Here is a 24,408-nt window from a genome sequence, read left to right on the forward strand (position 1 = left end):
GGTCAGATTGCCGCCGGCGCAAGGAATTCGCCGGTGACGGAGTACGTTCCGGTCGCTGCTTCCACACCCGCGAGTTCGATCCGGATCGCCAGCCGGTGCTCGTCGATCTCCCGGTCCGTCATCCAGATCTCGACGGCCTCGCGTTCGTAGGGTTCGAGTGCGCCGCGCTGCATCGCCTGTGCCCGAACAGCTTCGAACACCTCCTGCGAGATGTCGTCGAAGGCGAACGTCTGCGACGGTGAGCGGTGTGGCCCGTCGTCGGTCACCTCGGGTAATTCGCCCGGCACGATGACGATCTGGCCGGACCGGTCATCTTTCTGGAACTCGAGCAACACGCCACCACTGCTCTGCAGTTCACTCGCGTGCGCAGTCGGCGTGGCCCGGTGGGTGCCCCGGATCTCGAAGTTCGTCAACACCCGATCCGACGGGGCGAACCCGGCCAGCGCCAGAGCATCCCGCGCCCGCTGAAACGACACCGCGAAATCGGCTGGATCGAAGATCTCGCCCACCGTGCCGTCCGGGAGCGCGTCGACGGTCTTGCTACCGAACGTGCCGGTAAGGATCACCGCCCCTGGTCTCGGCCGCTTGATCTCAAGGGTTTCCAGGTCACTGCGCCGTCCGGCGGAATCGAGTTGCGCCGCCATCTTGTCGGTGATCGCGGTGAGATCGGTTGCGGCGACGTCGCCGGCGGTGAAGGTGCTGTCCTTGCGTAATACCTGGGCTGAGGGCGTGGTGAACGCGTCGCCACTGTTGTTGACGTAGACGATCGTCGTATCACCGTTGGTGGGGTTCAGCACCGTGCCGTAGTCAGACCCACTGCCGGTGAAGCGGAGATCGAGCAGATTGTTGGCCGCGGCGGGTCCGAACTGCGCCGTGATCTCGCGGATCATGCTGTCCCGCCTGGCGTTCAGGTTCAAGCTCTTCGACGTGGGACCGTTGTCGGCGCGCGGCGCGGGCGTCGCGGGCCGGTCGACCGAGATGTGCCAGGCATCGCCGACGCCGAAGAGCACCGTCAGCGCCACCAGAACGGTGATCGCCGGATAGATCACCGTCCACTTGCCCGGATGATCGCCGAACTCCGGCGTGCGCTCCTGCTCCCTCGGCGGCAGTCGGTCGGGCGCCAGGGTGACGACCGGATTGTCGGTCAGCGACCGGAATTCGCGGCGTGACATCGACGCGATCCACCGCGCCTGATACGCAGTGTCATGCGGCGGGCTGATCGTCGCGGTCACCAGCGTCGGCTGCAGGTCTTCCTTGGCCAGACTGCTGCGGGTGAGAGCCTCGACACGAACCGGCACCCGCTCCTCGCCCAGCACCGGCTGAAACGGTTGCAACTCGGAAGTCCGTGAGTGCCAAGGCACGACGACAAACCCCCCGATGATGAGCGGGACCGCGAGAAGCGCCACCCACCAGGCGTTGTAGGCGCCCAGTCCGATACCGAGAGCGAGGAGGGCGCCGGCGACGCCGGCCCGGCAGACCCGTACCACCGTCCTCGTCATCGGGCGCCCTCCCTGTTCGCGCTGGTTGCGCGTGATCATAGTGATCTTGTCGACGCCGCTCGTCAGGGATGCTCTAGCGCACCGCCGCGATGATCGTTTCCGCGAACCGCGCGATCGACTCCCGAAACCGAGCGGGTGTCCCGTCGGATTGGCCGAACCACGGCGCACACATCACGGCCGTGATGCCGAGGTCTTCGGCCCGCTTGTACAGGTCCGGCGACGGTGGGTCGAGCAGTGCCAGCAGGATCTCGAACGGCTCGTTTTCTCGCCCGTACTCCCGGCGCAGCGTCGTGAGCCGTTCGGCGTACCGGGCGGCCCGATCGAGCGGGTAGGCGTAGCCGACCCAGCCGTCGCACAACCGGGCCGCACGCCGCAGCGCGGCTTCGGATTCACCGCCGCACAGGATGGGCACCGGCGCGGGCGGGTGAGGTTCGATCATCATCTCGGGCACCTGGTAGTACTGCCCCGTATAGGAGACCCAGCCACCGCGCCACAGCTCGCGCAGCGCCGGAATCATCTCGTCGAGCCGCTTGCCGCGCGTGTCGAAATCCTGGCCCATCAGCTCGAACTCCTCGCGCATCCAACCGACGCCGACCCCGAGTGACACGCGTCCGTTCGACACCACCGCGGCCGTCGCGACCTGTTTGGCGACTTCCAGCAGCGGGCGGGCCGGCGCGACGTACACGGCATTGGAGAACCGCAGGCGCTGCGTCACCGCGGCCATGGCGCCGATCAACACCCACGAATCCGGCCACGCGGTCTCCGGCGCCCAGCCCGGCTTGCCGGTGTCCGAATCCGGATACGGCGAGGACAGCTCACGCGGGTAGATCATGTGATCGGAGCACACGATCCCGTCGAAGCCGGCCTCGTCGAGCAGCGGCGCCACCACGAGCGCATCCCTGGTGTCCATGAACGCCGTACCGCTCCAGAACTGCATCTGTCGCCCTTCCTCGGTTGAACTGCCGCGATCGGGCAGCATGGGAGTCATGCCCACGCTGTTGTGGTTCCGGCGGGATCTGCGGTGCCATGATCACCCCGCCCTGCTGGACGCCGCGCAACACGACGGCGACGTGCTCGGCTGTTACGTACTGGATCCGCGGCTCACCGCGTCGTCGGGTGCCCGCCGCCTGCAGTATCTCCACGCCGCCTTGCACGAGCTCCGCGACAGCCTGGGCGGACGCCTGCTGGTGACCCGCGGCAGGCCCGAGAAACGGATACCGGCGCTGGCGCACGCCATCGGCGCGGCTTCTGTCCATGTGTCGCAAGACTTTTCGCCGTTCGGTCGCCGCCGCGACGACGCCGTGCGCACAGCGCTGGGAGACGTGCCGCTGTGTGCGACCGGATCGCCCTACCTGGTGGCGCCCGGCCGGATCACCAAGCCGGACGGCACGCCCTATCAGGTCTTCACACCGTTCTTCCGGGCCTGGCGTCGGCACGGGTGGCGTCCGCCCGCGGAGTCCGGACCCGACTCGGCTCGCTGGATCGACCCCGCCGCGGTGCCGAACGGAACGGAAATACCCAGGGCAACAGGAGTTTTGGAGGTGGCACCGGGCGAGAACGCGGCCCGTGCGCAATGGGTCGCGTTCGTCCGCGACGATCTGGCCGGCTACGCCACCGACCGCAACCGGCCCGATCTCGACGCCACGAGCCGGATGTCGGCACACCTGAAATTCGGTGCGATCCACCCGCGGACCATGGCGGCCGACCTGGACGGCCGCCGCACCGGAGCCGACGCGTATCTGCGCGAGCTCGCGTTCCGCGATTTCTACGCCGCGGTTCTGCACCACTGGCCCGACAGCGCGTGGTGGAACTGGAACCGCGACTTCGACGCCATCGAAACCGATGACGGCGACGACGCGAAGGAGGCGTTCGAGGCCTGGAAGGCGGGCATGACCGGGTTCCCGATCGTCGACGCCGGCATGCGTCAGCTCGCGCAGACGGGATTCATGCACAACCGTGTTCGCATGATCGTGGCGTCGTTTCTCGTCAAGGATCTGCACCTGCCCTGGCAGTGGGGCGCTCGCTGGTTCCTCGACCAACTCGTCGACGGCGACATGGCCAACAACCAGCACGGCTGGCAGTGGGCGGCCGGTTGCGGCACGGACGCCGCGCCCTACTTCCGGGTGTTCAACCCGACGCTGCAGGGCGCGAAGTTCGATCCCGAGGGTGCCTACATCCGACGTTGGGTTCCCGAGCTCGCGCACGTCGACGACGTGCACAAACTGGACGGTTCGCGACCCGCGCCGTACCCGCAGCCGATCGTCGACCACAGCCAGGAACGGCTCGAGGCGCTGCGGCGCTACCGTGCGCTGAGCTGACACCGGACCGGCCCGGTGTGACGCTGCCCCCGGACGGGCGGCATACGACGCAGTGTCGTATGTCAGAATGTGGGCAGACAGCCAGCCTGATACCGAGGAGCAATCCGTGGCCAGCACCGAAGTGGATCGAACCAACGGCGTTGACGTCGAGGACGTGCCATCCGCGGAGTGGGGCTGGTCCAAGGAGAACATCAAGGTCATCCACATCGGCGGCCTGCTTTCGGCGGCCTTCCTGCTGATCATGATGCACGGCAACCACGTCGGCCATGTCGAGGACTGGTTCCTCATCGGTTTCGCCGCGATCATCGTGTTCGCGGTCGCGCGGGACTGGTGGCTGCGCCGCCGCGGCTGGATCCGGTAACCGCACTCACCTAGAGCCGCGCCGGGGTGTCGAACGCCGCATCGGCTGAGCGCATCGACCGGATGAGCCCCTCCTGGGCGAATGAGGCCAACAGGTCACCGTCCTCGGTGTGCACCTGTCCGCGCACGTAGGACATCCCCGCACCTGCCTGTGTGCTCTCGTGGCCGTAGAGCAACCACGCGTCCCACTGCACGGGCTCGTGGAAACTGATGTACGTAGACATCAGCGCCGTCGACACCGTCACATGCGCCTGCGCGGTCCCGATGCCACGATGCGGACGCATCGTCGTGGAGATCCCGAGCTGGCCGGTGAAATACGCCAGCAACGCCTTCGCGAGGTCGTCGCGATCCGGAATCGGGTCGTAGTGCAGCCAGGCGTATAGCTCAGGTGGCCCGACCTCGTCGGGGCTGTTGACATCGACGACGTCGACGAGGCGGAGATCGTGGCCGGCCATCGCCGGCGTAGCGGGGCGGGCGTCGTCCGGCGTGTCGACATCAGGGCGTAACGCCTGGTGTGAGATCACGTCCGGCGACGGCACATCGGCCAGCACGGTGACGGTCGCGCAGCGCCGGGAGTCCTGGCTGACCCCGACGACGGCCGTGGCGGTCGAACGTCCTTCGTGGACGACGTCGACGAACAGCTCGACCGTGGATGCGACTGCGATCGGCCGCGCGAAGACCGCATGCGCCGAGCGAATGACCTTGTCGGGAAACCGCTTTGCCGCGGCGACGATCGCCTGACCGAGAGCTTGTGCGCCCTTGGCCACATGCCTGCCGTCGGTCCCGATCGCACCCGTCGTGCCGATGAAACGATCGGGTCCGCTCGGGGCGACATCGAACACCTCGAGCAGCCCGGCGACCGACGCCACCGCTCTCATCAGTATGGAACCAGGTCGGTGTCCATCACGCGGGATGCATGGCCGCAGCGGAAGATCGTCTCCACCGGATCGACCGGCTCAGCCGCACGTCCCGCCGCGGTGAGGGCATGCGCCTTGAACGCGCGGGCGGCCGCACTCAGCCGGTACTGCGCACGGTGCACCTGCCCGCCGAGTTGCCCGGGACCGCCGGCGCCCCAGAACGCGAGCGTACTGGCGCCGGCCCGAAGCGCGGTGAGCCCACGCAGCCGGACATCGTCGTCGGCATCGAAGCGATCGGTCGCGATCAGGGTCATCGCCACATGTTCGGGGCCGCCGGCCATCGACTGCCACAGACCTTTCACCTCAACGGTTTTCACACCGAGGATGCGTAGCGCGGCGTCCTCGCCCGGCTCGGTCAGCGCGACACGGACGTTCCAGCCTGCCATCGCCCGGTCGAACAGCCAGCCGCCGACGCTGGACACCAGGTCGCCCACGCCGGATCCGGCGACATTCAGTTCGTACTGCAGTACGCGGGGGCTCCCGTGCACCTGCCTGCGTCCGAACGCGACAGGGCTGGGCTCGGAGGTGGAGGTCTGTGGCGACATATGCATCCAATCCGGTTCAGTGGGCCGTGTTTTCGAAGTCCCCGCGCGGGCCGTCCATCGAGGCGACGAATACGGCACTTCCGGCACCGTCATTCCGCCGCCTTCCCCGGATATGGCCCGCCTCACACAACAGCGTGACATTTGCGAGAGAATCTGTAAAGCTCCTATTCCTACCGAGTGTCATCGGCAGAAGTGCCCGCGCCGGGACTGGCTGTCAAAGTGGAGGTATCGCAATGAGTCTCGTCGCGGGACGCGGGCCGTTCAGTACACAACCGGCCGGTTGGTCCGTACCTCCGGTGTCCGGACCGGTGGTGTATATCGAGCCACACCCGCGGCGCGTCCAGGCCGTTGCCGGCGACGTCGTCAAGCTCGACACCGAACATGCACTCCTGGTGCACCGCGCGGGCCATCCGTTGAGCTACGCGTTCCCGCGCGGGGAGGTCGGCGACCTGCCGAACGAGCCGGTCGCCGAGGCTCCCGGCTACGTATCGGTGCCGTGGGACGCGGTCGAGGTGTGGGTCGAGGAGGGGCGCAAGCTCGTGCACTATCCCCCGAACCCCTACCACCGCATCGACTGCCGACCGACCAGACGAGGCCTGCGGGTGAACGCGGCTGGTGCCGTCCTCGTCGACACCGACGACACGATCATCCTGTTCGAGACCGCCCTGGAACCTCGGCTGTACGTCAATCCGGCGCTGGTTCGCACGGACCTGCTGCACCGAACCGACACCACGACCTACTGCAACTACAAGGGCACCGCGACGTATTGGTCGGCGGTCGTCGGGGACACCGTGCTCAGCGACGTGGCCTGGAGCTACGCGGACCCGCCGTCCGAGGCGCTGCCGATCAGGGGATATTTGAGCTTCGACGCGGCACGCGTGGACGTGCTCGCCGAGCTACCCGCGCCAGGGGCCACACCGGCGTGCGGCTGTGATCGCTGAGGTACGGACAACCAGAAAGGCGAACGCATTGGGCATCGTGACCACCAGCTCGGAGACGGCATTCACCCAATCCGCGGAAACTGTCTACGATTTCGTCACCAACCCGGCGAACTGGACGAAGACCTATCCCGGCAGCGCGCACATCGGCGATCTCCCCCAGCGACTGCCACTGCAGGTCGGTGACACCTGGACCGAAGCGGGACCGGACGGCGCTCAGATCTACACCTGGCATCTCGCGATCGCGATGCGGCCGCGGATGTGGGTGTTCAACTCCGTGGGAAGACTCGGCCACGACCGCGACGGCAACGGCGGCATGGAGGGCCGAATCACGGTGCAGTATCAGTTCACTCGGCCGGGTGCGGACATCACGCTGTTCAGCCGGACCATGACCATCGAGGCCTACAAGGACTCCCCGCTGCCGGATGCGCTGTTCCGGGTGGTGAATCCGGCCAACATCGACAAATACCACGCGGCCGTGGCACGGGAACTGGCCGCGGGCTGACGGTTTCGCCGATCAGGTGATCAGAGGGTTCTCGAAATCCTCCGACAGCGCGGCGGCCAGTTCGAGGATCCGCCGCTGGAACTTGGGCCGCAGCAGATCGAGGTGGATGTCGGTGCCCGCGGCGATGTGCTTGTCGTACGGCAACACGAACACCCGCCCCGGCGCCACGTGCTTCTGGAACTGATGGACGAGATCGCCGATATCGACGTTGGGCTTGCCGGGCGCCACGTGGTTGACCACGACGCACGACCGGCTCAGCAGGTCCTGATGGCCGTTCTGCCGCATCCAGTCCATCGTCACCGCGGCTTGGCGTGCACCGTCGATCGAGGCGCTGGCCACGATCACCCCGCCGCACACCGTCTCGAGCACACCGCGCGCCGCGGGCTGGAACATGTCCGCCGCGCAGTCGGCGAGCACGAGGTTGTAGTGCCGCGACACGATCCCGGTGGAGGCGATCCAGTCGGCGTCGTCGAACGCGCGGGTCGCGCTGCTGTACTCGGCGCTGGAGAGCACTTCGAGCTTCGACTCGTTCATGCTCGTGAAAGCGCGGACGTCGTTGTAGCGCGAGAGGTCCTTGGCGGAAAGCAGATCCGACACCGTGGCCGGAGACTGCCGTCCGACGCGGTCACCGAGGTTGCCGCTGGCCGGATCGGCGTCGATGGCCAAGATCCGGTCGCCGCGCACCTTGCTCAACGTCGATCCGAGCGCGACCGTCACGGCGGTCTTCCCCACGCCGCCCTTCAAGCCGAAGACGCCGATCTGATAGGACTCGCGCGCGTTGCGGCGGATGCGCGCGTACAACTCGAGCTCGTACAGCTCGTCGGGTGAGAGGCCGAGGTTGATGCGGGTGGTGCGGTACAGCACGCGACGCCAGCCGCGGCGCGAATGCATCTTGACCGCGGACTTCACGCCGACGTGGGCGAGATTGTCGATCGCGCGGTGCTCACCGAGTGCGGCGTTACCCGGCGCCTGGCGGTTCCACAGCCCACCCTCCGGAGCGTGCCCGTTCCCCTGGTGCCAGGTCGTCGGGGCGACCGGCTGCAGTCTGACGGTGACCTCGGCCTCGGACGGCGGCCGGGCCGAGCCCGGGAACGTCGAGGTCAGTACGGCCGGTGGGGTCGCCGCCGGCTGAGGTGTCCTGGTATCGGTCCTCACGTCACTGTGCCGCGCTCCGCCCAGGAAGAGACCGTGCTCGCCATAGTCAGCCGGGTCCTTGGCATGCTTGGGGTCTCTGGAGTACGTGAGCCGGTCGTTGTCGGCCGACATAGATACCTCTCAATCGCTGACCTGCTCCTGACGGACCAACGGATATCTGTCAGGTGTCCCCGTCACACCTGGACTTCAGTCATCGTCGCACTGGCTCGACCGATTGTCCCTGCGAAGTTCTCGTGAAGTGGACATGGCATTATCGCCCATCGCGCCGGGGCTGTGCGCCGTCGAGGCACCGAGCTAACGAATACGTCAATACAGTGCACGCCTCAATGCCGCGGCTTGCAGGGCGAACAGCTGTTGGCTCAGTTCCCAATCCGGCAGCAGCGAATCGAATCCGTGGCAGGCCCCGGGAAAGACGTGCAGCTCGGCCGGCACGCCCGCCGCAAGCAGCCGTCGCGCGTAGTCGAGTGCCTCATCGCGCAGCGGATCCAGTTCAGCGCACGTGATGCAGGCCGGTGCGAGACCGGCGAGGTCCGTGGCGAGGGCGGGCACCGCCGCGGGCACGGCCTCCCGACGACCGAGATAGTGGTCCCACATCAGGACGGTCGCCGGTCCGTCGATCCCGGGTGTGTCGGCGAACTCGTCCTTCGAGGCGGTCGGCCGGTTGTCAAGGACGGGCTGATGCAGCAGCTGGTAGACGATCGGCGGAACGGAGCCGGCAGCGGCCTGCTGCGCGAGCGCCGCCGCCAGCGCCCCGCCCGCGCTGCTGCCTGCCACCGCGATTCGGCCAGCGTCGATGTCGAGTTCGCCGGCGAGCGCAATCACCCAGTTGAGCACCATGACCGCGTCGTCGAGCGCAGCGGGATACGGATGCTCCGGCGCCAACCGGTAGTCCATCGAGATCACTGTGCAGCGGGCGCGTCTGGCCAGCTCCACACATTGGATCTGGTCGATGTCGAGATTGCCGAGCACGAACGCACCGGAGTGGCAGTAGACGACGGCCGGCGATGGCGACGGGCCGCCCCGGTAGACGCGCACCGGGACACTACGCCGCCCCAATGTCACGCGGCCGCCCGCGATGTCGACGCCGGGAGTGTCCAGAGCTTGTGCGCCGTCGCGGCGCCGCTGGTCGATCGACGTCCGCACAACACCGAGTGCATTGGCCGACAGGTCGGTACGAGCGTCGGCGAAGCCACGCAGTGCCGGGTCGAGCCGATCGAGCCAGGCCTTGCGCTCAGCGGTCATCGGCCGTGGCTGCGGTAGGCGCGAGCCGCACCGGCTGTGCTGCCGCGGGCTCGAACTGGTAGTCGGCGGCGCGGAATCGGCGCGTCATCGTCCAGAACGCTCGGGCGCTGCGCGGCCACTGGGTGACCACTCGCCCGTTCGGCGCGCGGAAGTAGCTGCTGCACCTGGTGAGCCACACCGTGCCCTGCATCCATTCGTCGATGTCGGCCAGGTACCGCGCGGTCGTGTCGGCGCGCACCGCCACGTATCGCTTTCGCTTGCGCCGCAGGTACTTCAGCGCGCGCACGACGTATCGGGCCTGCGCTTCGAGGATGAAGATGACGCTGTTGGAGCCGACATTGGTGTTCGGCCCGTAGAGCATGAAGAAGTTCGGGAAGCCTGGCACGGCCATGCCGAGGTAGGCGTATGCGCCGTCGCGCCAGGTGTCGCGCAGCGTCACACCGGCCTCCCCCACCACCTCGATCTGGCCGAGGTAGTCGGCCGCGGCATATCCGGTCGCGCACACCACGACGTCGACGTCGAGTTCCTGGCCGTCCTCGGTCACCAGGGTCCGGGCCCGCAGCGCGCGGGCCGGGCTGGACACCACCTCCACGTTCGGCCGGGTCAGGGTCGGGATGAAGTCCGACGAGAACACGAGCCGTTTGCAGCCGAGTGGATGGGACGGCGTGAGTTTCTCCCGCAACGCCTCGTCGGCGACGGCCGATTCGAGCATTTTGAGTGCGATACCGCGGAACTCGTGGGTCTTGTCGCTGCCGTTCTCGATCACCGAGATATTGGCCTCGCTGCGCAGCCACAGCCGCGTGCGGTAGATCTTCTTCGCGAACGGCACGTGCGCGAACAGCCAGCGTTCCCGATCGGTGTACGGGCGATCGGGTTTCGGCAGGATCCAGGTCGGTGACCGCTGCACCGAGTACACCTTCTCGGCGACCTTCGCCAGTTCGGGCACCACCTGCGACGCGGTCGAGCCGGTCCCGAGCACTGCGACCCGCCGCCCCTCGATCTCCACGGAGTGGTCCCAGCGTGCCGAGTGCATCACCGTGCCGGTGAAGGGTTCTTCCTCGATGAGATTCGGCAGGACGGGCTGGGTGAACAGCCCGACCGCCGACACCACGACATCGAACCGGTGCTCATCGCCCGACGCGGTGGTGAGCCGCCAGGTCTTGTCGTCCGGTTCCCAGTGCGCGCTCACCACCTCGGTGCGCAGTGCGAGGTGCGGCGCGAGTTCGTATCGCTGTGCGCAACGCTCGAAGTACTCGAGGATCTCCGGCTGCCCCGACCACAGCCGTGACCACTCGGCGTTCAGATCGAACGAATACGAGTACAGATGCGATTTCACGTCGCATGCCAGCCCGGGATAGGTGTTGATCCGCCAGGTTCCGCCAACCCCGTCCTCGCGGTCGAAGATCGTGAAGTCGCCAAAACCGGCCTTCTTCAAGAAGATTCCCAGTGCCAGGCCGCCCGGCCCGGCGCCGATGATGCCCACCGAGAGTGATTTGGACATCCTCATCCGATCTGCAGACATTGGCCGCCGTCGACCACGAGCTCGGACCCGGTGATGAACGACGCGTGTTCGGACACCAGGAACGCGACGGCGTCGGCGATCTCGGCCGGTTTACCCAGCCGCCCGGCGACTGATCGGGCCGCCAGCCTGGTTTGCGTGGTCTCGTCGAGCATCGGCGTCTCGACGGGGCCCGGAAACACCGCGTTGACCCGGATGCCGTGCGGGCCGAGTTCTGCCGCGGCCACCTGGGTGAGCCCGCGCAGCGCCCACTTCGACGAGCCGTAGGCCACGTGATGAGGGAACGGGCGGATGGCTCCGGTGCTGCAGGTGTTGACGACGGCAGCGTTCTCGGCGCGGCGGAGGTGTTCGAGCGCGGCGCGAATCCCGAGAAACGGGCCGAGACAGTTGATCCGCCAACTGCCCTCGAATCCTTGCGGTGTCTCGTCGGGTATCGACGCCCGGTGCAGCACGCCGGCATTGTTGACTAGCGTGCTCAGTGCACCGAACCGTTGCACTGTGGCCTCGACGGCTCGCTGCCACTGCTCGGCCGATGCGACGTCAAGCCCGATCGCCGTGACCTTGTCCCCGAAACCCGCTGTTGCCGTGCTCAGCTCGTCGACGAGAACATCGGTGGCCGCCACCTGAAAGCCATCGGCGACCAGCCGGCTCACGATCGCGGCGCCTTGTCCGCGGGCTGCACCCGTGACCAGGGCCACGCGGTCGGTTTCGGTCACTGATATCCCCCTTGCGCTGATTCGTCGTGCGTGTGCCCGGCCGCCTCGTTGAGGTGCTCGGCCGCGCCGCGGCGCAGCGCCTGCGATTCCGAGGCCAGCGTGACCATCTGAAAACCCAGATCCGCCATGGCTCTTCCGAGCCTCCCGCTACCGGCATGGATTCCGCTCACGATTCCGGCGGCCGCGGCCGCGCTGCGGATCGTGACCATTGCAGCGCGGACGTCGGGATGCGTCCAGGCATCGGCAACCCGGTGGCCCAGCGAGATCGCCAGATCGGCCGGGCCGACGTAGACGCCGGACAGTCCGGGTACCGCGCAGATCCGGTCGACCTCCGAAACTCCTTGCGCGGTTTCGATCATCGCGAACACGCTCGCCCTGCTCTCCAGCGCCGCGGTGTCGTGCCCGAGGCTCGCGCGCAGGGGCCCGAAGCTGCGGACCCCGTCGGGTGCGTAGCGGGTCGCGGCGACGGCGGCGGCAGCCTGCTCGTGCGTTTCCACCATGGCGATGATCACGGCGTCCGCGCCCGCATCGAGTACCCGCCCGATGGGTGCCGGGTCGGGCGACGGCAGGCGCACCGCGGTGGCGATCGGAACGTGTTCGAGGCGCCGCAGCAGCAGTGCGACGTCCGCATCGTCGAGATAGCCGTGCTGCACGTCGAATCCGACGTAGTGATAACCAGCATGGGCGAACTCCTCTGGTCCGATGATCGTGGGGCCGACGACCCAGCCGCCCCAGATCGTCGCGTTCGCCGCGAGCGCATCCTGCAGTCTGCTGACGCTCATGCGGTGATCGCGATCTTGACGCGGCCCGGGACCGGGCGGCATGCCAGCTCGAACGCCGACTGCACCTCGTCGATGCCGAAGGTGTGGGTGACATAGTTCGGCAGCAGGTCGGGATGCTGCCTGGCGAATTCGTCGGCGCGCGCCAGCACCCGGCGCCGGTCCAGTGTCACACCGGATTTCAGGGTGAGGTTGTTGCGCAGCATGGTTCGCATACTGATCGGGTAGCTGTCGTCGTCGGGAACGCCGAAGTAGAACACCGTGCCGCCGAACGCCGCGGCGGACAGGGCATGGTTGAGCGTCGCGACCTGGTGGCCGACGGCTTCGATCACGACGTGCGGCCGGTCGGCGCCATCGAGGTGGCCGACCCAACGATCGCTCGTCGCGCGGACCACGGTGTCGACCCCGAATCGCGCGGCGATCGCCGACCGGTCCACCGGATCCACCCCGGTGACGCGTCTCGCACCGAAAGCCTTTGCCGCATAACTGAACAGCAGGCCGATCGACCCCTGACCGATCACCGCGACATGGCGGCCGGTGAGGTCGCCCAGCTGTTCCATCGCGTAGAGCACGCACGCAAGGGGTTGCAGCGCCACCGCGAGTGGTGGCGTCAGCGCCGGATCGTAGGACGCCAGGCCGCTTCCGTCGGCGACGATGCGTTCCATCAGGCCGTCGAACCCCGAGGCCCAGCCCACCACCCGGTCACCCGTGCGGTGGTCGGGGTGGCGGCTCGCGAGCACCTCGCCGACGATCTCGTGGATCGGGAATCCGTTCATCTCGGCAGCACTCCGACCGGTGTCCCCTGGCAATTTGCCTTGCGTACCACGGAAACCGGGCAGATCACTGCCGCACACCCCGGCCGCCAGGAACTGCAGGAGCACCTGCCCGTCGCTCAGCGATCCCGGCGCGGGCTTTTCGGCCTCGGTACGCTCGAACGTGTACGGCGCGACGAGGCGATAGCACCACATCTCACACCTCCACGGGGATGTTGTTCCAGCCCCACTGAAAGCTCGACGGCGGACGCGATGCCGCCTGCTCGTCGATGTGGTAGTCCCGCACGCGTTTCAGCCACTCCTGGATCATGACCGTGATCTCGAGCCGGGCCACGTGCACGCCGAGGCAGAAGTGCTGGCCACGACCGAACGACAAGAGCCGCTCGATCGGCCGGTTCCAGATGAACGCGTCGGGGTTGTCGTACTCCCGCTCGTCGCGGGCCGCCGAAGCCAGCAGCGTGATGACGCGTTGCCCCGGTTTGAGGGTCGTGTCGTGAATGGTGTAGGGCCGCCGCACCGTTCGGGCGAACCACTGCGCCGGGGCACTGTGCCGGATGATCTCCTCGCGGGCGATCGGCACGTTCCCGTCGAGGTCGGCACGGACCGCCGCCAACTGGTCGGGGTGCCTGCGCAGCTGCCACAGTCCGGTCGCAGTGATCTTCGGCACCGTTTCAGTTCCGCCGATGAACACGCCGAGCATCTGGACGGCGGCCTCCATGTCGCCGAGGGCAGAGCCGTCGGGCAGCCGGAAGCCGATCAGGCTGTCGGCGATCGGCACGCTGCCGTCGGGCCCTTCGGCGCGCCGCCGTTCGACGATCGGCGTGAGGTAGGACAGGTAGCCGGGCCTGGCGTTGCCGACCTCGACGCCCTCCCCCGGCTGGGCGAGACTCCCGGCGTTCACGGTGGCCAGCACCTCCGGAGCGAGTTCAGCTGGCAGACCGACGAATTCGCACACCATCGCGGCCGCCACGATTCCGGCGTAGTCCTGGGTGAGGTCGAAGCGCCCGCGTGGCAGCAGCTCGTCGAGGCGCTCGTTGGCGAGGGTGCGGATCCGGTCCGCGAGCTTCGGCACCGCCCGTGGCCGGAACTGCGCCGAGGTGCAGCGCCGGACATTCTCGTAGATGGGCGAATCGAAGTTTGCGTGGAAAGGCATGGGGTGCAACGGCGGATCGGGCACCGGCCCGTCGTTGTGGTGGCTCAGAACGGTGGCGGCCGGCAACGTTCCCTCGGACGCGACGAAGGTCCCGTCGGTGATACCGAGCACCTCCCAGATGTCGTCGAACCGCGACAGCGCGTAGGTGTCCCACTTGTCGATGTAGTACACCGGATGCTCGTCACGCAGGATCCGGTAGTACGGCAGCGGATCGGCCATCACATCCGGGTCGAACGGATCGTATGTGAAGTCCTGGAGCACAGGTCGATTCATCACGCGCCTACTTCAACGGAGACGGCGGCAGGGCCGCCAGGATCGAATCCTCCCAGCCGTCCCGCAGGGCCGGGGCGACACTCATCCATGTCACGATCTCGGCGGGCGGGCTGTCCTTCCAGGACGGGTAGTGGTTTTCGAAGCAATCCCAGTCGCCGTCCAGCGCCCAGTAGTGGATGACCTCGTTGAACCGGAACGTGGTGATGAACGAGCCGAGCCAACGCTTGCCGGTCCGTTCCGACCACGGCACGTACAGCCGTTCCAGTTCGCGGATGTAGTCGTCCTGCCTGCCGGGTTTGGTCTGCATGATCTCCTGGATCACCAGGCTCGCGCCGAACCCCTCCTCCCGCAACTCGGCCAGTGTCCTGTTGTACTTGCCCGCGTACATGATCCGGCCCTCGCCACGGGCACCGATCTCCGACAGATACGTCGCCCATTGCGTCGCCGGCTTCTCGTGGCTGCCACCGGCGGCCTGCGCCTTGCCGATCCGGGCATAGTCGGCGAACGCGTCGATCTCCCAGATGATCGTCACCTGCGGCCAGTGTCCGTTGTAGGGCGTCGTCTCCCAGATCGCGAACAACCGGGCCCCGAGGTCTTCCATCATAGGCTGGTAGACGTCGCTGAATGCCTGTGTGAACTGGTCCGCGCGGCCCGCCCCCAGGTCGATCGTCTCGTGCAGATACAGCAGCGTGTGGCCGTAGAACTTCTTCATCACGCCGCTCCGGTGGTTGACAGTGACACCTCGAGAGCGTGACACTCGAGGCGTGTTTTGTAAAGGTGCGCTGTCATGACGGTCGGAGCCGAACTCGTGTCGACAACCGAACTCGCCAACGGGTTCTGTTTCGGCGAGGGCCCACGCTGGTTCGAGGGCCTGTTGTGGTTCTCCGACATGCTGGGTGAAGCCGTGCACACCGTGACGCTGTCCGGTTCCATGACGACTCTGCCGTTACCCGGACATTCGCCGTCCGGCTTGGGTTTTCGACCCGACGGCACGCTACTGATCGTGTCGACGCAGCGTCGCCAGATCTTGCGCTACGACGGCGACACCGTCGAACTGCTCGCCGATCTCAGCGACCTGGTCCCAGCGGCCCTCGGCGACATGGTGATCGACGATCACGGCCGGGCGTACGTCGGTTCACAGGCCCGCAGCGGCGGCGTGATCGTGCGGATCGACCCGGATGACACCGTCCACGTCGTCGCCGAGCACCTCGACTTCCCCAACGGCATGGCGATCACGCCCGACGGCGCCACCCTGATCGTCGCGGAGTCGACCGCACGGCGGTTGACCGCGTTCGCCATCGATTCCGTCGGCGGTTTGACCGAGCGTCGCGTGTTCGCCGATGGTCTCGACGGTCCGCCCGACGGCATCGCCGTCGACGCCGATGGCGGCGTCTGGACGGCGCTGACCTTGGCACACCGGTTCCAGCGCATCGTCGACGGTGGCACGGTCACCGATCGCATCGACGCTCACGGCCGCACCGCGATCGCATGCGCGCTCGGTGGCCCGGAAGGCCGAATGCTGTTCATGGTCACGACCACCGACGCCTACCCGGAACGGCTGGTCGGCACGAAGTTGTCGCGGGTCGACGCCGCGATGGTCGACGTACCCGCACCGGGCGACCACTCGGGTTCCGGCGATCACCACCACTGACATGTCGGATTCCTATTACGAGTTGATCGACGACGCCGATCCGCGTGGCCAGCGATTCCGGGCCACGGACATGGTGCGCGGCACGTGGTCGGCGGCCATCCAACACGCCGCACCGGTGTCGGCGCTCCTCGTCCGCGCTCTGGAAACCTGCGCGCGGCGCGCGGACACCCGCCTGTCCCGCGTCGCGATCGACCTGTTGGGCGGTGTGCCGTCAGAGGGCGACCTGTGGGTTCGCGCGACGGTGGAGCGTCCCGGAAAGCAGATCGAGTTGCTGACCGCCGAGATGCTGGCCCCGGGTCCCGACGGCACACCGCGGCCGGTCGCGCGGGCAAGCGGGTGGCGCATGCGCACACTCGACACCGCCGCGCTGCAGCACGCTGCCGCGCCGCCCCTGCCCCCGCTGGACGAGGCCCGCAGCCGCGACATGGCCAAGAACTGGGAGCCCAACTACGTGCACAGCCTGGACTGGCGGTGGCTGACCGTACCGCAGGTTCCGGGCCCGGGTGAGTCGTGGCTCAAGCCGACCGTCGATCTGGTCAAGGGCGAGGCCATGACGCCGTTGCAGCGGTTGTTCGCCGTCGCCGACGACGCGAACGGCATCGGCTCGAAGATCGACATCCGCAAGTGGACGTTCCTCAACACCGACCTGGTGGTGCACATCCACCGGATCCCCGACGGCGAGTGGATCGGCATCCGCGCCGACACCAACTACGGACCAGACGGTATCGGCACCACCGTGGGAACACTGTTCGATCAGGAGGGTGCGGTGGGCGCCATCCAGCAGTCGGTGCTGGTGCGCCCCCGCTGATTTTCTCCCGCGAGCAGACGTGAAGGTGCCCTCTTTGAAGGGTTTTCGGGTACCTACGTGTCTGTTCGCGCAGGAGAAGTCGAGGCTACCGCACGTGGGCGGGCACGCGTTTGATGCCGTGGACGAAGCTGCTGTAGAGCATTTCCGGCTCGCCGAACTCGATGGTTTTCAGTCGGGTCAGCAACTCGCGGAACAGGTTTCGCAACTCGCTCTTGGCAAGTTGGTTGCCGAGGCAGAAATGTGGCCCGCCGCCGCCGAATCCGATCTGCGGATTTGGCGACCGGCTCAGATCGAAGCGCTGCGGATTGTCGAAGACCGTCTCGTCGCGATTGGCCGAGCAGTAGAACAGGCCGACCTTGTCCCCCGCGCTGATCTTCTGCCCGGCCAGCTCGACATCTTGCGTCGCGAACCGCGCGAACTGGATCACCGGCGTCGCCCACCGGACGAACTCCTCGGTCGCCAAACCGATCCGGCCGTCGAAATCCTCCATGAGCCAATCCCGTTGGTCCGGATTGGCGGCAAGCGCCATCATCGCGTGCGTCGTGGTCTGCTTGGTGGTGTCGTTGCCCGCGGACGCGAGCAGGATGAGAAAGGCCCCGATCTCCTCGTCGGTGAGCCGGTGGCCGTCCACTTCGGCGTTCACGATGCTGGTCATCAGGTCGTCACCGGGATTGGCCCGGCGGAATTTGGCCAACTCCACACCGGTGTTGGAGATCAGCATGATCTCGTTGATCGTGTCCATGGCGCGTTCTTCGATGCTCGAGTACTCGTCGTCGCTCATGCTGAACAACTTCTCGGCGGCCTTCGCGAGCGCGGGCTGATCGGCGGCGGGAACCCCGAGCATCTCCGAGATCGTCAGCATCGGCAGCCGCGCCGAACAGGCTTCCACGAAGTCGATGTCGCCGGCACCGATCAGGTCGTCGACCACCGCGACGGCGTTGGCGTGGATCTGTTCCTCGATCCGGCGGACGTTGCGCGGGGTGAACGCCGAACTGATCAGGCGGCGGTACGTGGTGTGCTCGGGCGGATCCATCATCAAGAAGAACGTCGCGAACTTCTGCACCTCGGCGGGCATCGGGTCGAGTGCAACGCCTTGCGCCGACGTGAAGATCTCCGGATGCTGGCTGGCGAACTGGATGTCGGCACGGCGGGTGAGCGCCCAGAAACCCGGCTCCTCGACGTCGAACAGCGTCGACAGCGGCTGATGCCAGCTCAACCCCTCGCCGGCCCGCAACTGCGCGAACGTCTCGTCGCGCTTGGCGAACGGCTGGCTCCAGAAGTCGTGCGACGTGATGTCGAATGGGCTGTATTCGCGTGCCTGCGGCGAGCTGGCAACTGTCACGTGGATTCCCTCCTGCGGGGCGTGCGACGACGGCGGCACGCCAGATTTAGCGTGACAGTTCTCCATTCTTTTGTAAAGCTGTGACGATGCCTGACGTGTCGTCCGCCGATGACGAGAACACCACGCGCGAGCGCATCCTGGTCGCGACCGCCGAGGTGCTCGGCAGCAACGGGATGACGAAACTCAGCCTGTCCGAGGTGGCTTCGCAGGCCGGGGTGTCGCGGCCGACCCTCTACCGTTGGTTCGCCTCCAAGCAGGATCTGCTCGACGCGTTCGTCGTATGGGAACGCTCGTACTTCGAGCAGGCGGTGGCGAAAGCGTCGGCAGGCCTGCCCGCCGCCGAACGTCTCGACGCAGCGCTGCGCATCACCGCCGAGTATCAGCGGTCCTATCCCGGCCTGCGCATGGTCGACATCGAACCGGAGCAGGTGATCAGACGGCTGGCGCAGATCATTCCCCTCATGCGCGAGCGGCTCGAGCGGCTGTCGTCGGGACCGGATGCTTCGTTGGCCGCTGCCACCGCGGTACGCGTGGCGATATCGCACTACCTGGTCCGCGGCGACGACGACGAGGACTTCCTGGCCCAGCTGCGACATGCCGCCCGGGTGAGGAACCGAAGCTACCCTCGGGAAGGGTGAACGAACCCCGAACCGACATCACCGAGCTCAGCCTGGAGCAACGGGCCGCCCTGGGCAGCGGTGCGAGCTTCTGGACCACCAAGGCGATCGGCGAGATCCCCGCGATCGTGCTCACCGACGGACCGCACGGCGTACGTCGGCAATCCGGCAACGCGACAGATCATTTGGGTATCGGCGGCAGCAAGCCGGCCACGTGTTTTCCGCCCGCGGCCGGGCTCGGCCAGACCTGGGACCCCGAACTGGTGGAACGCATCGGCACGGCGCTCGGCGACGAGTGCCTGTCGCTGGACGTGCATGTGCTGCTCGGCCCGGGCGTCAACATCAAACGTGACCCGCGGTGTGGCCGGAACTTCGAGTACTACTCGGAGGATCCGCTGCTGTCCGGTGTGCTCGGGGCGGCTTGGGTGCGCGGGGTGCAGAGCCGCGGGGTCGGCGCCTCGGTCAAACATTTCGCGGCCAACAACGCCGAGCACGACCGGATGCGGGCGAGCTCCGACGTCGACGACCGGACCCTGCGCGAGATCTATCTGCGGGCCTTCGAACACGTGGTGCGCGAGGCGCAGCCCTGGACGGTGATGTGCTCGTACAACCGCATCAACGGCGTCTATGCCGCCGAGAACGCGTGGCTGCTCACGAAAGTGCTGCGCGACGAGTGGGGGTTCGACGGCGTCGTCGTCAGCGACTGGGGCGCGGTGCGCGACCGGGTCGCGGCGGTCGCCGCGGGACTGGATCTGGAGATGCCGTCGGCCGGCGGTGTCACCGACGCCGATGTGGTGGCCGCGGTGACCGCGGGCACGCTCGACGATGCGGCGGTGACGCGCGCCGCCGAGCGGGTCGCGCGCCTGGCGGTCCGCGCGAGCGAAAACGCGGTGACCACTGGATCGTTCGACGGTGACGCGCACCATCACCTGGCCCGTGAGGCGGCCCGGCGGGCCGTGGTGTTGCTCAAGAACGACGGCGATCTGCTCCCGTTGGCTCCGTCGACACTGGCCGTCATCGGCACCTTCGCGCAGCACCCCAGGTATCAGGGCGGGGGCAGTTCGCACGTGAACCCGACCCGGGTGGACGTCCCCCTCGACGAGATACGCGCGCTCGCAGGCGATTACGATGTCACCTATACCGCAGGCGCGTCGGCGGCCGTCGCGGCCGCGGCAGCCGCGGACACCGCGATCGTATTTCTCGGGTTGACCGCCGAGGAGGAATCCGAGGGTTACGACCGCGAGCACATCGACCTGCCTGCCGATCAGATCGAGTTGCTCCGCGCCGTCGTCGAGGTGCAGCCGCGCACGGTCGTGGTGCTCTCGCACGGTGGCGTCGTACGTCTGGGCCCCGTCGCGGAACTGGCTCCGGCGATCCTCGACGGCGCGCTGCTCGGCCAGGCCGGTGGCGGCGCGATCGCCGACGTGTTGTTCGGCGTGGTCAACCCGTCGGGACGGCTCGCCGAGACGGTGCCGCTACGCCTGGAGGACACCCCGGCGTATCTGAATTTCCCGTCCGAGAACGGCCACACCGTGTACGGCGAGCGGATCTTCGTCGGTTACCGCTGGTTCGACGCCCGCGACCTGGAGGTGACCTATCCGTTCGGCCACGGCCTGTCCTACACGCGGTTCGAGTACTCGGATCTGGAGGTGTCCGACGACCTGACGGTGCTGCTGCGGGTGACGAACACCGGCTCGCGGGCGGGCCGGGAAGTGGTTCAGGTCTATGCCTCGTTGCCGGGATCCCGGGTGAGCAGGCCACCCCGTTGGCTGGTCGGTTTCACCGGCGTCACGTTATCGCCCGGCGAACAGCGTTCCGTCGAGATCCCGGTCAGCAGAACAGCTCTCACGTATTGGGACGTCAACATCGAGGGCTGGGTTCTCGAAGGCGGTGACTACACCGTGTCGGTGGGCGCCTCCAGCCGGGATCTGCGCCTGCACGCCACCACGACGCTGGCGGGTGACGAGATCCGCGTGCCGTTCACCCGCGAATCGACGCTCGGCGAGATCCTGGCCGACCCGGTCGCGGCGCCGATCGCCCTCGACGCCTTGAGCAAAGCCGCCCCGGCGGGCACCGACACGACGGCCCTGGGCACCGACCTGCTGCGAATGCTGGCCTCGATCCCGATCGAGCGGATGATCGGGTTCTCCGGCGGCCGGGTTACGCGCGACCAACTCGACGAACTGCTGACCGCCATCAACTCCCGCCGCCCCTGACACCGCGCAGCTCGGCGAGGATCTCCTCGGTGTGCTCGCCGAGCGCCGGAGCGGCGCGGCGGGGCTCGGCGGGTGTCGCGGAGAAATCGGCCGGAGTCGCCACCATCGGCATGCTCGAATCCGCGTCGGGCACATAGACAATGCCTCCGGCCGCGTGGAACTGTTCGTCTGCCACGACGTCGTCGAGGCAGTTGACGGGTGACCAGAAGAAATCGGGCTCGGCATCGAACAGCTCGGCCCACTGCGCGAGTGGACGCGCGGCGAACAGCTCGGCCCACTGCGCGAGTGGACGCGCGGCGAACAGCTCGTCCAACTCGGCGATCAGTTCGCGGGAGTTGGCGAATCGGTCACGCGCCGTGGCGAATCGCGCATCGGTGAGCCACTCGGTGCACCCGACCACCCGGCACAGCGCGGGCCAGTGCCGGTCGCCTTGCAGGCCGACGATCCAGAACCGCTTGCCGTCCGCGGCGGCGTAGTTGTTCATACACGGGTTGGCCATCGTCTCGCGCCGGCCGATCGCGATCTGCTGGCCGGTCATCAACAAGGTGTTCAGATCGAAGCTCACGGTGTAGGCGCCCTGACGGTAGAGCGATGTGCTCACCAATTGCCCGGTACCGGTACGACTTCGGGCCAGCAACGCCGCGCAGACCGCGGCGGCCAACGTCATTCCGGCGGCGTGGTCTCCCATACCGCCGCGCTGGAACGGCGGCGTGTCACCGGGCCGGGTCAGGAGGTCGGCCAGCCCGGCGCGGGCCCAGAATGCCGCGACGTCGTAGGCGGCACGGTCGGCGTCGGGTCCGGACAGGCCGTATCCGGTGATCAACCCATAGACCAGACGCGGGTTGCGCGCGGCGACCGTCGCGAAATCCAGGCCCAACCGGCTCAGCGCGACCGGCCGCACGTTGGTCAGGAAAACGTCTGCGCCACCGAGTAATTCAGCCATGGTGGCGCGGCCCTCGTCGGTGGTCAGGTCGACGACGATGCTGCGCTTGGCGCGGTTGTCCATCTCGAAGGGCGGATTGACGTCGGTGTCCAGGCCGAGCATGCGGCCGAAGGTCCGCGCAGGATCACCGGCCGGCGGTTCGACTTTGATGACGTCGGCACCCCAGTCGGCGAGTATTCCGCCTGCCGCGGGCGCGGCCACCCAGACGCCGAGTTCGACGACCCGGAACCCCTCCATCGGACCTGCCATCGACGCCCTTTCTCATTCGCATTTACAATTACTGCACAATTTGTAAACTTGGCGGATGCTCACGACAGCTCGTCGCGTCACCCCCGCCCTCGGCCTGGCCGCACACCTCGGCCACGGCGTGCAACGTATCGCAACAGACGCGACCGTCGGCCGCATGCGCGGCATTCCGCGCCGGGTTGCCGACCTGGACGCCGGCCACCTGTCGCGGCTCATCGGACGCACCGTGCGCTCGGTCGCGGTGATCGACGGCGACGCGGGTACCTCGTCGCGGGCCCGGCTCGCGCTCGTCGGCGACGACGTACCGGAATCGGTGTTCGTCAAGATGCCCGCCGAGACGGCCGCGACGCGGCTCATGGGCGAACTCGGCCGCCTCGCGCAGACCGAGGTCAGGTTCTACGAGCAGCTGGCCCCCGGCCTGCCAGGGGTGCCACGGTCATACGGCTCGGCATTCGATCCGCTGACCGGCCGGTTCGTGCTCGTGCTCGAGGACCTCGCACTGCAAAAGTGCGATTTTCCCGACACGCTGCACCCGCTCGACAAGGACCGGGCCGGCCTCACGGTCGAACTCCTCGCCCGGCTGCACGCGGCCTTCTGGGGCCGTCTGCCGGAACGCGCAGGCAGCGGTCGGCTGGGCTGGCTGTACTCGGCATCCGGCGATCACACGTCGCTGTTGACCGGGTCGCTGCTCAAGATGTCGACGCGACGCCTCGCCGAACGCACCGACATACCGGTGGCCGGCGGCCGGTTCATCGACGAGAACTATCGCGCCGCGGCGCAACTGCTGGATCGACCCCCGCACACCGTGATGCACGGCGATGCACACCCCGGCAATCTGTACTTCCGCGGCGGCGCCGTCGGCCTGCTGGACTGGCAGGCGGTGCGGCGCGGCCACCCCGGCCGGGAGCTCGCGTATACCCTGATCACCAGCATGACCACGACCGACCGACAGTCCGCCGAGCGAGATCTTCTCGACACTTACCGGAGCGCGCTTGCCGCGGCAGGCGGACCCAGCCTCGACCGCGACGAGCTCTGGGAGCGCTACCGCATGGGCGCGCTGTACGCCTACACCGCGCCGGTGATCACCGCGGGCATGGGCGGTATGCAGGCCGAGGGTATCGCCCTGGAAGGCGCTCGACGTGGGGTTGCGGCGTTGGAGGACCTCGAGACTGTGGCATTGCTCAAGAAGTTGATGTGATGGCCCTACCATTTTGGGGGAACCACAACCATTGAGGCTTGGACGTGAATGAACCTTTGCCCGCGCAGCGGGATGTGCCGAACGAAGACACCTCGACGCGCCACCGGATCCTGGTGGCGACGGCCGAGGTACTCGCGCGCAGCGGTCAGACCAAGCTGAGCCTGTCCGAGGTCGCGCTGCAGGCCGGGGTGTCGCGGCCGACGCTGTACCGCTGGTTCGCCGACAAGCAGGAACTGCTCGACGCGTTCGGACGCTATGAGCGCGAGATGTTCGACAACGGCATCGGCCGCGCGACCGTCGGTTTGCGGGGCACCGAAAAGCTCGATGCCGCACTGCGGTTCATCGTGCAGTACCAACAGTCCTATTCGGGCGTCCGATTGGTCGACATCGAACCCGAGGTCGTGATCGCCCAGTTGACCCACGTCATCCCGATCATGCGGGCCCGGCTGCTCAAACTGCTGTCGGGACCCAACGCCGCGGTCAAGGCCGCCACCGCCATCCGCGTCGCGGTATCGCACTACATCGTGCGCAGCGACGACGGCGACCAATTCCTGGCCCAATTGCGCCACGCCGTCGGCATCAAACAGCCCGACTGATCTCCGCCACCGCTCCCGGCAGCCCGCCATTGTCACGCAGGAGTGGCACTCGGCGCCGACAGTCACACTGGCGTGACAATGGCGGCCAAGGACCACGCT

The 24,408-nt window shown here is 67.5% G+C and carries 24 protein-coding genes; 10 read left to right on the plus strand and 14 right to left on the minus strand.

Annotation, left to right across the window (positions count from 1 at the left end):
* Positions 1-2 precede the first annotated feature (2 nt).
* Both ACOI2T_RS22435 and ACOI2T_RS22440 read right to left on the minus strand, forming a co-directional pair.
* Positions 3-1,499 (minus strand): hypothetical protein, encoded by a 1,497-nt coding sequence (locus ACOI2T_RS22435; RefSeq protein ID WP_409503607.1) that lies wholly within the window; start codon positions 1,497-1,499, stop codon positions 3-5.
* Between the two features lie 73 nt (positions 1,500-1,572).
* On the minus strand, positions 1,573-2,436 hold the full coding sequence (locus ACOI2T_RS22440; protein ID WP_409503608.1) for a TIGR03619 family F420-dependent LLM class oxidoreductase: 864 nt from the start codon (positions 2,434-2,436) through the stop codon (positions 1,573-1,575).
* A 49-nt stretch (positions 2,437-2,485) separates the two neighbouring features.
* Between ACOI2T_RS22440 and ACOI2T_RS22445 the strand changes: the two genes are divergently transcribed.
* Together ACOI2T_RS22445 and ACOI2T_RS22450 are read left to right on the plus strand one after the other, a co-directional pair.
* A complete protein-coding gene (locus ACOI2T_RS22445) occupies positions 2,486-3,817 on the plus strand; it encodes a cryptochrome/photolyase family protein (protein WP_409503609.1) in 1,332 nt (443 codons plus the stop codon).
* A gap of 106 nt (positions 3,818-3,923) precedes the next feature.
* A complete protein-coding gene (locus tag ACOI2T_RS22450; protein ID WP_067852596.1) occupies positions 3,924-4,178 on the plus strand; it encodes a DUF2631 domain-containing protein in 255 nt (84 codons plus the stop codon).
* Between the two features lie 10 nt (positions 4,179-4,188).
* Here the strand turns inward: ACOI2T_RS22450 and ACOI2T_RS22455 are convergent, their stop codons facing one another.
* Both ACOI2T_RS22455 and ACOI2T_RS22460 read right to left on the minus strand, forming a co-directional pair.
* Positions 4,189-5,055: an acyl-CoA thioesterase gene (locus ACOI2T_RS22455; protein ID WP_409503610.1), complete on the minus strand. Its 867-nt coding sequence runs from the start codon at positions 5,053-5,055 to the stop codon at positions 4,189-4,191.
* Positions 5,055-5,639: a hypothetical protein gene (locus tag ACOI2T_RS22460; protein ID WP_085147971.1), complete on the minus strand. Its 585-nt coding sequence runs from the start codon at positions 5,637-5,639 to the stop codon at positions 5,055-5,057. The genes ACOI2T_RS22455 and ACOI2T_RS22460 overlap by 1 nt, the downstream gene beginning before the upstream one ends.
* 233 nt (positions 5,640-5,872) lie before the next feature.
* Between ACOI2T_RS22460 and ACOI2T_RS22465 the strand changes: the two genes are divergently transcribed.
* Together ACOI2T_RS22465 and ACOI2T_RS22470 are read left to right on the plus strand one after the other, a co-directional pair.
* A complete protein-coding gene (locus tag ACOI2T_RS22465) occupies positions 5,873-6,580 on the plus strand; it encodes a DUF427 domain-containing protein (protein ID WP_409503611.1) in 708 nt (235 codons plus the stop codon).
* Between the two features lie 28 nt (positions 6,581-6,608).
* The gene (locus tag ACOI2T_RS22470; RefSeq protein WP_067852592.1) at positions 6,609-7,082 is read left to right on the plus strand and encodes a polyketide cyclase; all 474 of its coding nucleotides are present in this window, start codon (positions 6,609-6,611) and stop codon (positions 7,080-7,082) included.
* Positions 7,083-7,094: 12 nt separating this feature from the next.
* On the opposite strand, the gene ACOI2T_RS22475 is transcribed toward ACOI2T_RS22470, so the two are convergent.
* The 8 genes from ACOI2T_RS22475 to ACOI2T_RS22510 all read right to left on the minus strand — a co-directional run bounded on the left by ACOI2T_RS22475 (position 7,095) and on the right by ACOI2T_RS22510 (position 15,404).
* Positions 7,095-8,348 (minus strand): MinD/ParA family ATP-binding protein, encoded by a 1,254-nt coding sequence (locus ACOI2T_RS22475; RefSeq protein WP_409503612.1) that lies wholly within the window; start codon positions 8,346-8,348, stop codon positions 7,095-7,097.
* Between the two features lie 195 nt (positions 8,349-8,543).
* Positions 8,544-9,479 carry an alpha/beta hydrolase gene (locus ACOI2T_RS22480; RefSeq protein WP_409503613.1) on the minus strand — a complete coding sequence of 312 codons (936 nt, stop codon included), beginning with the start codon at positions 9,477-9,479 and terminating at the stop codon, positions 8,544-8,546.
* The gene (locus ACOI2T_RS22485) at positions 9,469-11,001 is read right to left on the minus strand and encodes a flavin-containing monooxygenase (RefSeq protein ID WP_409503614.1); all 1,533 of its coding nucleotides are present in this window, start codon (positions 10,999-11,001) and stop codon (positions 9,469-9,471) included. The genes ACOI2T_RS22480 and ACOI2T_RS22485 overlap by 11 nt, the downstream gene beginning before the upstream one ends.
* Positions 10,983-11,714, minus strand: coding sequence for an SDR family NAD(P)-dependent oxidoreductase (locus tag ACOI2T_RS22490; RefSeq protein ID WP_409503615.1), 732 nt, complete (start codon positions 11,712-11,714; stop codon positions 10,983-10,985). The genes ACOI2T_RS22485 and ACOI2T_RS22490 overlap by 19 nt, the downstream gene beginning before the upstream one ends.
* On the minus strand, positions 11,711-12,496 hold the full coding sequence (locus ACOI2T_RS22495; protein ID WP_409503616.1) for an HpcH/HpaI aldolase family protein: 786 nt from the start codon (positions 12,494-12,496) through the stop codon (positions 11,711-11,713). The genes ACOI2T_RS22490 and ACOI2T_RS22495 overlap by 4 nt, the downstream gene beginning before the upstream one ends.
* Positions 12,493-13,461 (minus strand): zinc-binding dehydrogenase, encoded by a 969-nt coding sequence (locus tag ACOI2T_RS22500; RefSeq protein WP_409503617.1) that lies wholly within the window; start codon positions 13,459-13,461, stop codon positions 12,493-12,495. The genes ACOI2T_RS22495 and ACOI2T_RS22500 overlap by 4 nt, the downstream gene beginning before the upstream one ends.
* Position 13,462: 1 nt before the next feature.
* Positions 13,463-14,692, minus strand: coding sequence for a cytochrome P450 (locus tag ACOI2T_RS22505; protein ID WP_409503618.1), 1,230 nt, complete (start codon positions 14,690-14,692; stop codon positions 13,463-13,465).
* Between the two features lie 7 nt (positions 14,693-14,699).
* Positions 14,700-15,404, minus strand: coding sequence for an NIPSNAP family protein (locus ACOI2T_RS22510; protein WP_409503619.1), 705 nt, complete (start codon positions 15,402-15,404; stop codon positions 14,700-14,702).
* Between the two features lie 75 nt (positions 15,405-15,479).
* Here ACOI2T_RS22510 and ACOI2T_RS22515 point away from each other — a divergent pair, with 75 nt between their 5' ends.
* Together ACOI2T_RS22515 and ACOI2T_RS22520 are read left to right on the plus strand one after the other, a co-directional pair.
* The gene (locus ACOI2T_RS22515; RefSeq protein WP_409503620.1) at positions 15,480-16,343 is read left to right on the plus strand and encodes an SMP-30/gluconolactonase/LRE family protein; all 864 of its coding nucleotides are present in this window, start codon (positions 15,480-15,482) and stop codon (positions 16,341-16,343) included.
* A 1-nt stretch (position 16,344) separates the two neighbouring features.
* Positions 16,345-17,151 carry a thioesterase family protein gene (locus ACOI2T_RS22520; protein ID WP_409503621.1) on the plus strand — a complete coding sequence of 269 codons (807 nt, stop codon included), beginning with the start codon at positions 16,345-16,347 and terminating at the stop codon, positions 17,149-17,151.
* 85 nt (positions 17,152-17,236) lie between these two features.
* Here the strand turns inward: ACOI2T_RS22520 and ACOI2T_RS22525 are convergent, their stop codons facing one another.
* Positions 17,237-18,493 (minus strand): cytochrome P450, encoded by a 1,257-nt coding sequence (locus ACOI2T_RS22525; protein ID WP_409503622.1) that lies wholly within the window; start codon positions 18,491-18,493, stop codon positions 17,237-17,239.
* 86 nt (positions 18,494-18,579) lie between these two features.
* On the opposite strand from ACOI2T_RS22525, the gene ACOI2T_RS22530 reads away from it, so the two are divergent.
* On the plus strand, positions 18,580-19,131 hold the full coding sequence (locus ACOI2T_RS22530) for a TetR/AcrR family transcriptional regulator (protein ID WP_067852341.1): 552 nt from the start codon (positions 18,580-18,582) through the stop codon (positions 19,129-19,131).
* Positions 19,128-21,326, plus strand: a complete 2,199-nt coding sequence (locus ACOI2T_RS22535; protein ID WP_409503623.1) for a glycoside hydrolase family 3 C-terminal domain-containing protein — start codon at positions 19,128-19,130, stop codon at positions 21,324-21,326. The genes ACOI2T_RS22530 and ACOI2T_RS22535 overlap by 4 nt, the downstream gene beginning before the upstream one ends.
* Here the strand turns inward: ACOI2T_RS22535 and ACOI2T_RS22540 are convergent.
* Positions 21,307-22,518: a CaiB/BaiF CoA transferase family protein gene (locus tag ACOI2T_RS22540; protein WP_409503624.1), complete on the minus strand. Its 1,212-nt coding sequence runs from the start codon at positions 22,516-22,518 to the stop codon at positions 21,307-21,309. The two genes, ACOI2T_RS22535 and ACOI2T_RS22540, sit on opposite strands and share 20 nt — an antisense overlap.
* Positions 22,519-22,573: 55 nt before the next feature.
* Here ACOI2T_RS22540 and ACOI2T_RS22545 point away from each other — a divergent pair, with 55 nt between their 5' ends.
* Both ACOI2T_RS22545 and ACOI2T_RS22550 read left to right on the plus strand, forming a co-directional pair.
* Complete coding sequence (locus ACOI2T_RS22545; RefSeq protein ID WP_409503625.1) at positions 22,574-23,713, plus strand: phosphotransferase; 1,140 nt, start codon at positions 22,574-22,576, stop codon at positions 23,711-23,713.
* Positions 23,714-23,757: 44 nt separating this feature from the next.
* The gene (locus tag ACOI2T_RS22550; RefSeq protein WP_067852588.1) at positions 23,758-24,309 is read left to right on the plus strand and encodes a TetR/AcrR family transcriptional regulator; all 552 of its coding nucleotides are present in this window, start codon (positions 23,758-23,760) and stop codon (positions 24,307-24,309) included.
* Positions 24,310-24,408 lie beyond the last annotated feature (99 nt).

The organism is Mycolicibacterium wolinskyi str. Jessa 2025 (genome assembly GCF_049241375.1).
In the GTDB taxonomy this organism is placed as follows: Bacteria; Actinomycetota; Actinomycetes; order Mycobacteriales; family Mycobacteriaceae; genus Mycobacterium; species Mycobacterium wolinskyi.

Excerpts from the sequence above, each read along its gene's own strand:
- ACOI2T_RS22435 (WP_409503607.1), bottom strand. The coding sequence starts at position 1,499 with ATGACGAGGACGGTGGTACGGGTCTGCCGGGCCGGCGTCGCCGGCGCC.
- ACOI2T_RS22440 (WP_409503608.1), bottom strand. The coding sequence starts at position 2,436 with ATGCAGTTCTGGAGCGGTACGGCGTTCATGGACACCAGGGATGCGCTC.
- ACOI2T_RS22445 (WP_409503609.1), top strand. The coding sequence starts at position 2,486 with ATGCCCACGCTGTTGTGGTTCCGGCGGGATCTGCGGTGCCATGATCAC.
- ACOI2T_RS22455 (WP_409503610.1), bottom strand. The coding sequence starts at position 5,055 with ATGAGAGCGGTGGCGTCGGTCGCCGGGCTGCTCGAGGTGTTCGATGTC.
- ACOI2T_RS22460 (WP_085147971.1), bottom strand. The coding sequence starts at position 5,639 with ATGTCGCCACAGACCTCCACCTCCGAGCCCAGCCCTGTCGCGTTCGGA.
- ACOI2T_RS22465 (WP_409503611.1), top strand. The coding sequence starts at position 5,873 with ATGAGTCTCGTCGCGGGACGCGGGCCGTTCAGTACACAACCGGCCGGT.
- ACOI2T_RS22475 (WP_409503612.1), bottom strand. The coding sequence starts at position 8,348 with ATGTCGGCCGACAACGACCGGCTCACGTACTCCAGAGACCCCAAGCAT.
- ACOI2T_RS22480 (WP_409503613.1), bottom strand. The coding sequence starts at position 9,479 with ATGACCGCTGAGCGCAAGGCCTGGCTCGATCGGCTCGACCCGGCACTG.
- ACOI2T_RS22485 (WP_409503614.1), bottom strand. The coding sequence starts at position 11,001 with ATGTCTGCAGATCGGATGAGGATGTCCAAATCACTCTCGGTGGGCATC.
- ACOI2T_RS22495 (WP_409503616.1), bottom strand. The coding sequence starts at position 12,496 with ATGAGCGTCAGCAGACTGCAGGATGCGCTCGCGGCGAACGCGACGATC.
- ACOI2T_RS22500 (WP_409503617.1), bottom strand. The coding sequence starts at position 13,461 with ATGTGGTGCTATCGCCTCGTCGCGCCGTACACGTTCGAGCGTACCGAG.
- ACOI2T_RS22505 (WP_409503618.1), bottom strand. The coding sequence starts at position 14,692 with ATGAATCGACCTGTGCTCCAGGACTTCACATACGATCCGTTCGACCCG.
- ACOI2T_RS22510 (WP_409503619.1), bottom strand. The coding sequence starts at position 15,404 with ATGAAGAAGTTCTACGGCCACACGCTGCTGTATCTGCACGAGACGATC.
- ACOI2T_RS22515 (WP_409503620.1), top strand. The coding sequence starts at position 15,480 with ATGACGGTCGGAGCCGAACTCGTGTCGACAACCGAACTCGCCAACGGG.
- ACOI2T_RS22520 (WP_409503621.1), top strand. The coding sequence starts at position 16,345 with ATGTCGGATTCCTATTACGAGTTGATCGACGACGCCGATCCGCGTGGC.
- ACOI2T_RS22530 (WP_067852341.1), top strand. The coding sequence starts at position 18,580 with ATGCCTGACGTGTCGTCCGCCGATGACGAGAACACCACGCGCGAGCGC.
- ACOI2T_RS22540 (WP_409503624.1), bottom strand. The coding sequence starts at position 22,518 with ATGGCAGGTCCGATGGAGGGGTTCCGGGTCGTCGAACTCGGCGTCTGG.
- ACOI2T_RS22545 (WP_409503625.1), top strand. The coding sequence starts at position 22,574 with ATGCTCACGACAGCTCGTCGCGTCACCCCCGCCCTCGGCCTGGCCGCA.